9 protein-coding genes are annotated in these 13,720 nt (G+C 56.5%); 6 read left to right on the top strand and 3 right to left on the bottom strand.

Going from position 1 to position 13,720, the window contains the following annotated elements; all coding sequences use genetic code 11:
* Positions 1–89 precede the first annotated feature (89 nt).
* Together RGU44_RS07115 and RGU44_RS07120 are read right to left on the bottom strand one after the other, a co-directional pair.
* Complete coding sequence (locus RGU44_RS07115) at positions 90–1,586, bottom strand: hypothetical protein (protein ID WP_322179228.1); 1,497 nt, start codon at positions 1,584–1,586, stop codon at positions 90–92.
* 590 nt (positions 1,587–2,176) lie between these two features.
* Positions 2,177–3,199 (bottom strand): zinc-dependent alcohol dehydrogenase family protein, encoded by a 1,023-nt coding sequence (locus tag RGU44_RS07120; protein ID WP_322216446.1) that lies wholly within the window; start codon positions 3,197–3,199, stop codon positions 2,177–2,179.
* Positions 3,200–3,672: 473 nt separating this feature from the next.
* Here RGU44_RS07120 and RGU44_RS07125 point away from each other — a divergent pair, with 473 nt between their 5' ends.
* The 6 genes from RGU44_RS07125 to RGU44_RS07150 all read left to right on the top strand — a co-directional run bounded on the left by RGU44_RS07125 (position 3,673) and on the right by RGU44_RS07150 (position 12,549).
* Positions 3,673–4,590, top strand: a complete 918-nt coding sequence (locus tag RGU44_RS07125; protein ID WP_322179226.1) for a LysR family transcriptional regulator — start codon at positions 3,673–3,675, stop codon at positions 4,588–4,590.
* A gap of 118 nt (positions 4,591–4,708) precedes the next feature.
* Complete coding sequence (gene mexE / locus RGU44_RS07130) at positions 4,709–5,950, top strand: multidrug efflux RND transporter periplasmic adaptor subunit MexE (protein ID WP_322179225.1); 1,242 nt, start codon at positions 4,709–4,711, stop codon at positions 5,948–5,950.
* A gap of 12 nt (positions 5,951–5,962) precedes the next feature.
* Positions 5,963–9,142 carry an efflux RND transporter permease subunit gene (locus RGU44_RS07135; protein WP_322216447.1) on the top strand — a complete coding sequence of 1,060 codons (3,180 nt, stop codon included), beginning with the start codon at positions 5,963–5,965 and terminating at the stop codon, positions 9,140–9,142.
* Positions 9,139–10,533, top strand: a complete 1,395-nt coding sequence (locus RGU44_RS07140) for a TolC family protein (protein WP_322179223.1) — start codon at positions 9,139–9,141, stop codon at positions 10,531–10,533. The genes RGU44_RS07135 and RGU44_RS07140 overlap by 4 nt, the downstream gene beginning before the upstream one ends.
* A 178-nt stretch (positions 10,534–10,711) precedes the next feature.
* Entirely contained in the window at positions 10,712–11,812 is a 1,101-nt protein-coding gene (locus RGU44_RS07145) for a tetratricopeptide repeat protein (protein ID WP_322179222.1), read from the top strand.
* A gap of 374 nt (positions 11,813–12,186) precedes the next feature.
* The gene (locus tag RGU44_RS07150) at positions 12,187–12,549 is read left to right on the top strand and encodes a histone-like nucleoid-structuring protein, MvaT/MvaU family (protein ID WP_322179221.1); all 363 of its coding nucleotides are present in this window, start codon (positions 12,187–12,189) and stop codon (positions 12,547–12,549) included.
* Positions 12,550–13,088: 539 nt separating this feature from the next.
* On the opposite strand, the gene RGU44_RS07155 is transcribed toward RGU44_RS07150, so the two are convergent.
* Positions 13,089–13,640 (bottom strand): DUF4946 domain-containing protein, encoded by a 552-nt coding sequence (locus RGU44_RS07155; RefSeq protein WP_322179220.1) that lies wholly within the window; start codon positions 13,638–13,640, stop codon positions 13,089–13,091.
* Between the last annotated feature and the right edge of the window lie 80 nt (positions 13,641–13,720).

Below are 13,720 nucleotides of genomic sequence, written 5' to 3' on the forward strand. Positions count from 1 at the left end.
CGTAATCGCCGCCCCAGAGAACATGCGCGGGCCCGCAGCAACTTCCGCCTGTCAATCTCCGGGAGTCGCTGCCGGCATGAGGATCACGCTTAGCGCCCAGATACTATTTCGGCCGTGGCCTCGCCCGTTTTCGGGTCGACCGTCACAATGCTGCGCTTATCGGGGTCACTGGCGCGGACCCTGGCGATCAGCGATGTCTGATCGCCGAAATCCACCCTTTTTTTACGGTAAAGGCTTTGCAAGCCGACTTTGCTCAACCCACTGATATCGATCAGCCATTGCAGGACTTGCTCTGGGACTTGCAGGCCCATTAACGCTTTGTGCAAGTCAGGCAACGCGACCAGCATTCCCGGATGACAACGGCGCAGGAATGCTTCCAGGGCGCGACCTGAATCCACGAACGGGGCGAACAACAGGCACACCAACTGCGCGTCATTCAGGCCGAATGCCTCCTGTGCGTGCGCCGATGCAAGTGCACGGCGTCCTTCGATGTTTTGATTGCCGTCATAGGCCGCCATGGCCTGTTCAATCAAGCGCTCGGGCATTTGCTTCTTGCACATCAACCCCTTTGCAACCTCCAGGTATTCGGCAATCCCTTCTTGGTAGCTACGACCGCGTACATAGTGAGCCTGCAAGCCACGCATATGCGCCATCAGCATTGGATTGGCGCAATCGGATTCGCTGAAGCTGAACGCAAGGTCATCGAACTGGAATCCCAGGAAATCGGTCAGCAAAGGCCAATGATCATCCGCTTTGCAACTGACCAGATCGAAGATAGTAATGAATGCAGGGACAACGGATTTATTAGGGTACGCCACGAGGCGACCCGCAGGCTCGGCGCCTTCTTCATACAGCTCGCGATAGTAAGCATGACCGACACTGTTCAGCGTCTTGAGCACACCATTGAAACTCTGATTTCTCCAGTCCGAGGCAGGGACCTCCAAGCCTTCGGCAAGGCGCATGACCCATGCCGCGTATTGCTTTTGCTCTTTGCGTGAGTCTCCGCTGACTAACGCATCGATACCCGTACCCCAACACGCCGCGCGCGCAAAAAAATCGCCCAGCCCCAAGTAACAGCTATTGCAGAACGTCGCACGAGCGTCACCCGCGGTCATATGCCCCGTCAATAACATGTCCGAGCGGTTGCACTCACGCCCCGCCGTGGAAAACGGCAAGTCCACGCGAAAGGGTCGAATCTGTTGTTGATCGACCATCAACACTTCTACGCGCGGGTCGTCATAGAGAAACAACGCCGAATAACTGCGATGGATATTACCCATCACGGCCGACGTTATACCTGCGTGGCGCAGGGTGGCGACTCGCAAGTTGAAGGTAGCTGGCGACCTGCCCGCGATACTCAATTGCGCAGCCCGCATAAAAGCAACGGTGTAGGCGCTGTCTTTACCGCCGCCGAACGCGATCATTACTTTGAAACTTCCGATGCGTTCAATTCCCCCGGCCGCCACGATCAAACGCTGGATCAGTAACTGAAGCGCTGTTCGCTCGGCGCGGGTGAAGTAACTGAGTACGCGCTGCAATACTTGTTGGTAAACATAATTCATTGCCTGCTCATGGATAGAACTCATAGCGCGGCACCTGACAGACGAATAACCACATCGGCAGCCCCTCGGAGTGGACTGATAAGCACGCCCGCCCAGCTGTCGGCCTGAGGCCGTTGATTCGATGAAGGGCTGGAAAAATATTGTTGTTCGACCATGACTCATTCCCTGAGCAATAATTACCGACGTATTATCAATGTCTCCAAGGTGTTTGCAAGGTACAGATACGCAGTAAAAAGCAGCGCAGTTCAGAGGCTGACAAACGCGACTAAATAACAAACACACGTGTTTAATACTTCAGTGATGTACCGGCAATTACCGAGCCCACTGAGTACGCGTGCATTGTAGGTCGAATCTACAGTTGCAGGATTGACGCGCGTTATTTAAACGACACTAAACGGCGTGTATATATTTTATAACGATGGGTTGTAGCGCATTAAACGTACGGCACAGTGATACAAGAAGTTACTTCGTTACCGGGTGTGCAGCAGGTACAACAAAAAAACCCTCTTGCGTCACGGGAAGACTTCAATTTTTACCCAGTGACGCGTTCGAACGCTTAAGGGCAACCACTCTCTGAGAGGCGCCCGCACAGTGGCGTTGATAAACGTCCGTATTTAAACCTGTTCGATGTGCAGCACGGCACGACCGCCGATGGGACAACCGTCCATGTAACGATGAGCCTGAACAACCTCGGCAAAGGGAAATACCCGCGTAGGCTGCGGCAGCAAAACCCGATCAGCCGTGAGCTGGTTGATGTCACGCAACGCCCGCTGCACGGCGGCTTCGTCCTGAGTGATGCCCAGCTCCGGCTTGCCGGTGAAGTTGCCCAGGCAATGTACAAAGAACTGAATGTTTTTCTGGAACGCTGCACACGCCGGGAATGGCGTCTGATTCCCGCCCTGTAAACCGTAAAGTACCAAGCTGCCACGCGGAGCCAGAACATCGCCGAGGATCGACATCTGCGGCCCCCCCAAACCATCGAGCACCACATCGGCACCCCGGTTGTCGGTGTACTTGTTGACGGACATCAACAGGTCCTGTTCCTCCGTGACGATGACTTTGTCTGCGCCCAGCGACAGCAGGTAATCACGCTGTTCAGCAGATTTGGTCGCAGCAATGACCTTTGCGCCCAGGGCTTTACCCAATTGCACGAATGCCGGACCGGCACAGTGACTGGCGTCGGTTACCAGCGCGGTCTGCCCTGGCTTGATGTGTGCCAGGTCGACGTACGCAAAGTAAGCCATCAGCAGTGGCGTGTAATGAACGCATGCTTCAATCGGGCTCAGCACATCCGGATAACGGGTCAAGGCCAGGCGTGGCAGCACAATCAATTCGCCATACACCGGGTATTCATTGGGACTGACCGCAGGAAAACTGGCGACCTTGTCACCCACGGCCAAATCATCAACCCCTTCGCCTACTGCCGACACCACACCGGCCATTTCATGACCCATGCCGGCGGGCAGCCGAGCGTGCGATGGCGCCAGATTTTGCCGCCAGAGCACGTCATACCAGCTGATACCAATCGCTTCTACGCGCACTTGCACCTCACCGGGTGCTGGCAGCGCAGCAGGGTGCTCCTCAAGCTTGAGGACCTCGGCTGGACCAAACTGATGAAAACGGATCGTGCGGGACATTTCGAACCTCGCCTTATGAACCTTTAATGCCATGAACTTTATCCGGGCTTTACCGGGAACACTATCAGTGGCTATTAATAGTCGACATGCATGTCATTGATTCTGCTGCGCCGGTGTGGCGCAAATCTGGCTGCAGAAAACAAAAAAATCAGCTTTTATGGGGGCATTGTTCGCACCTAATCGCGACATTGCAACCCACCCGTACACGTCGACCGAACAAGTGCTTTCGCGGGGCACCCGATAATGCCCGGTGTAACGCCTTCTTGCGTCTTGCAGCCGCTTTATATCGCGATCCACTATGATTTTGATGATTAATGTACCGGCGTTGAATTTATCACTGCAGAACGCTACTGATTCCTCGTACTATTCACGTCGCGTTTGCCTATCCGAGCCACTGTGTTTGAGCGGATAGGCCGCACACCTGAGTGCTGGCATGGCCTCTCGCATCGACAAATGGCCCGAGATCATCTTTCATGAATCGCAATGACCTGCGTCGCGTTGACCTCAATCTCCTTATTGTCTTCGAGACATTGATGCATGAGCGGAGCGTTACTCGTGCGGCAGAAAAACTGTTTCTGGGCCAACCCGCGATCAGTGCGGCGCTCTCACGTCTGCGCGGGCTGTTCGATGATCCTTTGTTCGTGCGCACCGGACGCAGCATGGAACCAACTGCCCGCGCGGTGGACATTTTCGCGCTGCTCTCCCCCGCGCTCGACTCGATCTCCACGGCCGTCAGTCGTGCGGCAGAATTCGACCCTGCAACCAGCACAGCCGTATTCCGCATCGGCTTGTCCGACGACGCGGAGTTCGCACTCTTGCCTTCGTTGCTCAAGCGTCTGCGCTCCGAGGCCCCAGGCATTGTGCTGGTGGTACGACGGGTCAACTACATCCTGATGCCCGCGATGCTCGCTTCTGGCGAAATCTCCATTGGCGTCAGCTACACCATGGATCTGCCCGCCAATGCCAAACGAAAAGTGCTGCGCCTTAGCCGGGCCAAGTTGTTGCGCGCGGACACGGTACCAGGCCCACTCAGCCTGGATGACTTCTGCACACGGCCTCATGCCCTGGTCTCGTTCTCGGGTGATTTAAGCGGATTTATCGACGAGTACCTGGAAAAAATCGGGCGCAAGCGTCATGTTGTGCTGGCCGTGCCACAGTTCAATGGCTTGGCCTCGCTGCTGGCCGGTACCGATATCGTGGCGACCGTTCCGGACTATGCCGCTGATGTACTGGCCGCCGCCGGCGGCGTACGCGCTGAAGAGGTACCGATTGAAACGCGTAGCTTTGAGCTGCACATGGCGTGGCGTGGCTCCCAGGACAATGACCCAGGGGAACGATGGCTGCGTTCGCGTATTCAGATGTTCTTTGGTGACCCTGATAGCCTGAACTAGAGCCTCATCGACGGGTCTATATCATTCTGAATGATACTGACCTTCAACCCATTCGATTCGTGCAATACAACCCGCCAGAACAAAATCCGCCAACTTAACAATTTGACGGATTATTCCCATGGCACAGTCATTCAAATACGTGCGCTACCCTCTTGCGGCCCTGGCCTTGGTCGTGATCAGCGCCTGTGGTCGCGATCCCGCTGCGACTGTGGCTCCGGCAGCTGCAAAAGTCACCGTGGCCAAGGTACTGGAACAGCCCGTCAATGAATGGGATGAATTCACCGGGCGCCTTGAGGCGCCGGAAACCGTTGAAATCCGCCCACGGGTTTCTGGCCAGATTGATCAAGTTGCTTTCACTGAAGGTGCGTTGGTCAAGAAAGGCGACCTGCTATTCCAGATCGATCCTCGTCCTTTCCAGGCTGAAGTTCGTCGCCTCGAAGCCCAACTGCAACAAGCTCGCGCCAATTTGACACGCAGTGGCAATGAAGCCCAGCGTGGCCAACGCCTGCTGACCAGCAATGCTATTTCCGCCGAACTCGCCGACTCGCGCAACAGCGCCGCCCAAGAAGCGAAAGCCGGCGCCGATGCCATCCAGGCGCAACTCGATCTGGCTCGGTTGAACCTGAGCTTTACCCGCGTAACTTCGCCGATCAGTGGCCGCGTCAGCCGCGCCGAAATCACCGCTGGCAACATTGTGACTGCGGATGTCACGCCGCTGACCAGCGTGGTGTCCACCGATAAGGTTTACGCGTATTTCGATGCCGATGAGCGGGTTTATCTGAAATACACCGAGCTTGCTCGCAAAGGCCAGCGCGGCCAAAGCACGCCGGTATTCCTCGGTCTGTCGAACGAAAGCGACAACCCGCATCAGGGCCAGATGAATTTCGTCGACAATCAGGTCAACCCGAAAACCGGGACCATCCGAGGCCGTGCGGTTTTCGATAACACCGACGGCCAATTCACTCCGGGCTTGTACGCCCGTCTCAAGCTGGTAGGCAGCGGTACTTACTCTGCCGTGCTAATCAATGACGAAGCAGTCGGCACTGATCTTGGCAAGAAATTCGTGCTGGTCATGGGCGCCGACAATAAACCGGCCTACCGCAGCGTGGAACTCGGTCCGAAACTCGAAGGTTTACGCATTGTGCGCAGCGGCCTGAGCAAAGACGACACCATCGTGGTCAAGGGCCTGCAACGGGTTCGCCCGGGGCAAGCGGTAGACCCTGAAACAGCCATGATGGCCAGCGCCGAAACCCTAGCCGCCCTGCACAAGCAACGTCAAGCACTCGAAGCCAGCAACTTGAAGCCCGTCGAGCCCAAGCTTGCGGCCAAACTTGCCAGCACTGCTTCGCCGCGCGGTTAAGGGATAACCATAATGAACTTCTCTCAATTCTTTATTACGCGGCCGATCTTTGCAGCGGTGTTATCACTGCTGATCCTGATCGCAGGCGCGATTTCACTGTTCCAGCTGCCGATCAGTGAATACCCGGAAGTCGTGCCCCCCACCGTCGTGGTGCGTGCAAACTTCCCGGGTGCCAACCCTAAGGTCATCGGTGAAACCGTGGCTGCACCGCTGGAACAGGCGATCACCGGCGTCGAGAACATGCTTTACATGTCCTCGCAGTCCACCGCTGACGGCAAAATCACCCTGACCATCACCTTCGCCCTGGGTACTGACCTGGACAACGCTCAGGTGCAGGTGCAAAACCGTGTGACCCGGACCACCCCCAAACTGCCCGAAGAAGTGACGCGCATTGGTATCACCGTGGACAAGGCATCCCCCGACCTGACCATGGTCGTGCACTTAACCTCGCCGGACAAACGCTACGACATGCTCTACCTGTCCAACTATGCCTTGCTCAATATCAAGGATGAATTGGCGCGTCTGGGCGGTGTCGGTGATGTCCAACTGTTTGGTATGGGCGACTATTCGCTACGTGTCTGGCTTGATCCGAACAAGGTCGCTTCACGCAACCTGACCGCGACCGACGTCGTGGCTGCGATACGTGAACAGAACCGTCAGGTCGCTGCCGGGTCCCTTGGTTCGCCACCAGCGCCGGGTGCCACCAGCTTCCAGATGTCGGTGAATACTCAGGGTCGCCTGGTCAGTGAGGAAGAGTTCGAAAACATCATTATCCGCTCCGGCGCCGGAGGGGAAATCACTCGCCTCAAGGACATTGCGCGGATCGAGCTTGGCTCCAGCCAGTATGCATTACGTTCTCTGCTGAATAACCAGCCTGCGGTGGCTATCCCGATCTTCCAGCGCCCCGGCTCCAATGCCATCGATATCTCCAACGAAGTTCGCGCCAAAATGGCCGAACTGAAGAAGAACTTCCCGGAAGGCATGGACTTCTCGATTGTCTATGACCCGACGATCTTCGTCCGCGGCTCCATCGAAGCAGTGGTCCACACGCTGTTCGAAGCACTGATCCTGGTCGTGCTCGTGGTGATCCTGTTCCTGCAGACCTGGCGCGCCTCGATCATTCCATTGGTGGCTGTTCCGGTCTCACTGATCGGCACCTTTGCCGTGATGCACATGTTCGGTTTCTCGCTCAATGCGCTGTCGCTGTTCGGATTGGTACTGGCCATTGGTATCGTGGTGGACGATGCCATCGTCGTGGTGGAGAACGTCGAACGTAATATCGAGCTGGGACTGACGCCGGTCGAAGCGACCAAACGCGCCATGCGTGAAGTCACCGGACCGATCATCGCCACCGCGCTGGTGTTGTGCGCAGTGTTCATCCCGGCGGGATTCATCTCCGGGTTGACCGGGCAGTTCTATAAACAGTTCGCCCTGACGATTGCGATCTCTACAGTGATCTCCGCGTTCAACTCCTTGACCTTGTCGCCAGCCCTGGCCGCCGTGTTACTTAGAAGCCACGATGCGCCGAAGGATGCCTTTTCCAGAGTTCTCGATAAATTGTTCGGTGTCTGGTTGTTCCGGCCGTTCAACAGATTCTTCGACAAAGCCAGCCGTGGCTATGTCGGAACCGTAGGCCGGGTTATCCGTGGCAGCGGCATCGCCTTGTTTGTCTACGCGGGTTTGATCGTGATGACCTGGTTCGGCTTCGCCAACACGCCGACCGGTTTCGTGCCTGCACAAGACAAACAGTATCTGGTGGCCTTTGCTCAACTGCCGGATGCGTCAAGCCTGGACCGTACCGAAGATGTGATCAAACGCATGTCTGACATCGCGCTCAAACAGCCTGGTGTAGAAAGTGCGGTCGCCTTCCCTGGCCTGTCGATCAACGGCTTCACCAACAGCCCTAACGCGGGCATCGTCTTCGTGACCTTGAAGCCATTCGACGAGCGCAAGGACAAGAGCGAATCGGCGGGCGCGATTGCCGGTGCCTTGAACGGTAAGTTCGGAGTGATCCAGGAAGCCTACATGGCGATTTTCCCGCCACCACCGGTACAGGGTCTCGGCACTATTGGCGGCTTCCGCCTGCAAATCGAAGACCGTGGCAACCTGGGTTACGAAGAGCTGTACAAAGAAACCCAGAACATCATCAACAAAAGCCATAGCGTGCCTGAACTGGCCGGGTTATTCACCAGCTACACGGTCAACGTGCCACAGGTCGATGCCGCTATCGACCGTGAAAAGGCTAAAACCCACGGTGTAGCTATCTCGGACATCTTCGACACCCTGCAAGTCTATCTGGGTTCGTTGTATGCCAACGACTTCAACCGTTTTGGCCGTACCTATCAAGTCAACGTTCAGGCTGAACAACAATTCCGTCTGGAGGCTGAGCAGATCGGTCAACTGAAAGTGCGCAACAACGTGGGCGAAATGATCCCCCTGGCGACGTTCATCAAGGTCAGCGATACCTCAGGGCCTGATCGCGTCATGCACTATAACGGCTTCATCACGGCTGAAATCAACGGTGCAGCCGCGCCCGGCTACAGCTCCGGGCAAGCGCAGAGCGCCGTTGAAAAACTGCTCAAGGAAGAATTGCCCAACGGCATGACCTACGAGTGGACTGACCTGACGTATCAGCAGATTTTGTCCGGCAACACGGCACTGTTGGTGTTTCCGCTCTGTGTGCTGCTGGCGTTCCTGGTGTTGGCCGCGCTGTATGAAAGCTGGAGCCTGCCTCTGGCGGTGATTCTGATCGTACCGATGACGCTGCTGTCAGCCATCGTCGGGGTGATCATTGCCGGTAGCGACAACAACATTTTCACCCAGATTGGCTTGATCGTATTGGTGGGCCTGGCGTGTAAGAACGCGATCCTGATCGTCGAGTTTGCCAAAGACAAACAAGATGAAGGTATGACCCCGCTGGCTGCGGTACTCGAAGCGTGCCGTCTGCGTCTGCGTCCAATCCTGATGACCTCCTTCGCGTTCATCATGGGTGTTGTGCCTCTGGTCTTGTCCAGCGGTGCCGGTGCAGAGATGCGTCATGCCATGGGCGTGGCGGTGTTCTCCGGGATGCTCGGGGTGACCTTCTTCGGCCTGCTGCTGACACCGGTGTTCTACGTATTGATCCGTAACTATGTGGGACGCAAGCAGGCTCGCAACGCTGACAAGGCCCTGACGCTGGAGGCGCAACAATGAGCGTAAAACTCTTTCTCCCGAGCCTTCTGGTCCTTGCCCTCGCGGCCTGCGCCGTCGGCCCGGACTATAAAACCCCGGACACCGCACCGGCCAAGGTCGAATCAGCGGCACAAGGTCACTACGACCGCAGTCACCTTGAAACCGTCTGGTGGCAGCAGTTCGATGACCCGATTCTCAACCAGCTAGTGGCTCAGTCATTGACCGGCAACCGTGAATTGCGCGTCGCCTTTGCCCGTTTGCGCGCAGCCCGTGCGATTCGCGACGACATCAGCAACGATGCCATGCCGGTGATCACCAGCCGCGTCAGCAGCGATCTGGGCAAAGGTCAGCAACCGGGGACCACGACCCAACGAGTCAACACCGAGCGCTATGACCTGGGACTGGACATGGCCTGGGAGCTCGACCTGTTCGGACGGATCCAGCGTGAACTGGAAGCCAGCACCGCCGATCAGGAGGTGGCCGAAGCCAATCTTTACCAACTTCAGGTCACCATGACCGCCGAGTTGGTCGATGCTTACGGGCAACTGCGCGGCGCACAACTGCGCGAAGGCATTGCTCGGGCCAACCTGAAGAACCAAGAGGACTCGCGCACCATTACCGTGAACCTGCGTGAAGCCGGTGTGGGCAATGAGCTCGACGTAGTGCGGTCCGATGCACGACTGGCGGCCGTCGAGGCCACTGTGCCGCAACTGCAAGCAGAACAAGTGCGCCAGCGCAATCGCATCGCCACGTTGTTGGGCGAGCGTCCAGAGGCCCTGACCATCGACCTGAGCCCGGCTAAATTGCCGGCCATCGCCAAAGCCTTGCCCATCGGCGATCCGACTGAGCTGCTGCGCCATCGTCCCGACGTGCGCAGTGCCGAGCGCCAACTGGCGGCTGCGACGGCGCGCATCGGTGTCGCGACTGCAGACCTGTTCCCACGCGTCAGCCTCAGTGGGTTCCTGGGCTTCACCGCCGCACGCGGTTCGCAACTCGGCTCATCAGCCGCGCAAGCCTGGGCGCTTGGCCCAAGCATTACCTGGGCCGCGTTTGACCTCGGCAGCGTGCGCGCACGGATTCGTGGCGCCGATGCTCAAGCCGACGGCGCGTTGGCCACCTATGAACAGCAGGTGCTGCTGGCCCTGGAAGAGTCGGAAAATGCCTTCAGTGACTATGGTAAGCGGCAACAACGGCTGATCTCGCTGTTGCGTCAAAGCGAAGCGAGTCGTTCCGCTGCTGACTTGGCGTCTATTCAGTACCGCGAAGGCACAGTGGACTTCCTTGTGCTACTCGACGCCGAGCGTGAGCGATTGGCCGCCGAAGATTCTCAGGCTCAGGCCGAGGTCGAGATGTATCGGGGAATTGTTGCCATTTACAAGGCGTTGGGTGGTGGCTGGCAGCCACAGGCCTGATGCCCGTAACTCCTCTAGTGATGGACTTCATCGGTTAACCTTTCAGCCCCGCCTCCTTACGGTCGCGGGGCTTTTTGTGCTCCCTCCGAACACGCTGTCGGGGATGTCTGGATGATTGTCATTTGACAGCTGACAGTCACTCCGTGAAGCTGCAAGCCGTCATGGTCTGGATACAGGTATGCCAAAACCGCCTTTTAAAGGTTCCTCCACTGAGCCAAAAACCGGCCGTCAGTGGCGCCTCGGTTACACGATCACGCTATCAATCATAGTTTTTGGCGCGGGTTTCCTGTTGTTTCGCAGCCCTCCTTCCACTCCGCCGACCTTTGCTACCCCGCACGGTTACTCCCAAGCCCTGGAACAAGCGCACAACGGTAAGCCGGGAGCCGCTCGGGTACTTTATCAACAGTTGTCACGTACCGACCTGTCTGACATCCGCCGCGTCAACTTGCTGGTAGAGTTGCCTAACTACCCGAGCCCACAGGCATTGAAACTGGCAAATGGTGATTTACACCACAGCGCGCTAACGGTCCGACAGGCGGCGATTGATGCCATCGTCAAGCTGGTTTCCGGCAGTCAGCGCAGTGTGTTGCTGGGGCCTCTGCTCGATGAAACCGACCAGGCCACACGCTTCAGTGCGGCGAAAGCCCTGCTGGGACTGACACCCGACGAGTTGGGACTGTACTTTGGCCCGTTGGAGCAGGTCGTTGAAGAGTATGAGCACATCCTCGCTGACCAGCCGCCGACCAGTCAGAGCCAACTGCAACTGGCCACCCTTTATCTGCACAGCGGTGATCAGATTCCGGCCATGAAGGCGCTGGAACAGTCGATCGTGCTGGACCCGAATAACCTGCAAGCCGGACTGGCCCAGATTGCCGCATTCGATAAGCAGGGCCAGGTTGACAAGGCTCGGCAGCTGCTGGGTCAACAGCTAGAGCGCAACCCCAAATCCGCGACGCTGCAACACGTATTGGGTATATGGCTGCTGCACCACGGGCAAAGCGAATACGCCCTGCTTGCGTTGGCAAAAGCGCTGGAGCTTGAGCCGGAAAATAATGGCTACCGCTATGACCTGGCCGTTGCCTTGCACGACCTCGATCAACTGGAGGCGGCACAGAAGCAGCTCGAAGAAATCGTCCAGCGTCACCCCGCCAATCGTGCCGCACGGGTCCTGCTGATTCGTTACTGGCAAGAAAGTGGGCAACTACAAAAGGTTCAGGTATTGCTTGCAGAACTGGAGCAGCAGAACCCGGATGACCCTGCGCTTCAACAGGGCCTCTAGTGCTCTGATATACGCGCCGGAAGCCAATGCTCCTGGTTTTCCGACGCGCGGCTAATATCGGAAATTACTTACACGGTCCTTCATCTGATACCACAAAGAATTAGGGCGTCGGCAAAGTGAAATTCCGCGCTCACTATAATCATTTGCATAAAGACTATTTTCTAACTCGAAAAAAAAGTGCATTATTTACCCGCAACGGGTTATCAACTACCCTTTTTCACTTGGGCGCGACTGACCGCAAGCCGTTAGTTTCTTCACAGAAGGAACTCGCTCAGGGGTTGTGGTAGAGAATTGAACGAAAGCGTCGGCCAGAAGCTCTTGCTTATAGCTTTGTCGGGCTGGGAACAGCCAACTACACTGTCGGAGTAACATATTTGTCTAGACTCGCCGAGTTTCGCGCAGCAGAAAAAGCCCTTCAAGAACAGCTGGCACAGCTGGAGTCCTTGAAGAATGACGCTGGACTAAAGAAGGAGATCGAATTCGAACAGAAGCTTCAGGGCTTGATGAGCAGCTACGGCAAGAGCCTGCGCGACATCGTCGCCATCCTCGACCCCAACAGCTCGTCGTCTCAGGTCGCGCCTACAGGTCCAAAACGCCGCAGGGCACGTGTCGTGAAGGTTTATCAGAACCCGCACACAGGTGAGTTGATTGAAACAAAAGGTGGTAATCACCGTGGTCTGAAAGCCTGGAAAGAGCAATACGGTGTCGATACCGTAGATTCATGGCTTCGCACTTGATCCAAATCATCGAACTTAAAAAGCCCTGCCGTGCAGGGCTTTTTATTGCCTGTCAACTTCACCGCTATGGCAATGAGTCACTGGTTCAGCTTTCCGACAGGAAAATAGTCACGAAGAGTGTCGCTAGTAGTTCAATCAGGTACATATTCATACAGATGCCTATTCATACAGGTATTTCAGACTTTTCCTTCAGGTCTCGACTTGACTGTTCTCTTTCGTCGCAGAAGTCGGCAATGTAACAAAATAATAACAGACAGTTTACTTGAAGAGAGTTCATGTAGTGGCCATTCGATACTGCATCTGCGCGCATCTAATAATGGTCAGCCCTGCGATGCACCGAGAAGCTCAACCCCGATTGTGGGAGTCGCACTCGCCCGGCACCATCGCGCTCACTAGTCGGGCTGACTTTTCACTTCACACATTTTTCACATCGATTCTTACAGGATGAGCACTGCTAAAGGATTAGCGCCCCAATACCCGCTTCGGCGGGTTTCTTTTTGTCTGTTATTTGGCGCCAGCGATGGCTCGCGCCTTTACGTTTACGGCGCAACCACCAAGTGCAGGCTGTCCCTAATGCGTTGCACCTCCTCCTTGCTCGCGACGTAGCCATCGGCAGAGCCCGCGTAGGAAAGTGACCAGGCCATGTCGTGGCTTGCGGCCGCGACCAGGGTCTGAGTCATGACGTGCCCGCCGTTCTGAGTGATGGTGCAGGTGGTTTCCAGCGCCGGAAGATCACTCAGGGTGCTTTTATGGATCTTGCTGCAAACGCTCTGAAATCCACCACGGGCAAAGTCGATCTGGACTGATTTGCGCATTTCCAGCAATACGCTCTGCACGTTGACATCATGCCCCGGCTGAAGCCGCGATTGAGTCAACTCCATGACCATGATCGGGTCGCCATTCTGATCATTCTTCACTGCGCGTTGTCTCATCTGCACTGACGGCTGAGCTGCCGCATCAGCGACTGGGGGCAAAGGCTCTACTTCCCAACCGCTCGGCCAGGTGATCATCACATCGGCCGCATGCACACCGCTCAGACCGAGCAGCAGGCACAGGCTTATCAAGGATGATCTGCGTTGCAGGTAAATCATGATCGGTACTACCAGGACAATGAGCCGGAAAGTTTGAGCCTGTCACCGCCAACGGACAAGGCTTTGCCGTCTTTTTATCA

It is taken from the genome of Pseudomonas sp. 5C2 (genome assembly GCF_034314155.1).
In the GTDB taxonomy this organism is placed as follows: Bacteria; Pseudomonadota; Gammaproteobacteria; order Pseudomonadales; family Pseudomonadaceae; genus Aquipseudomonas.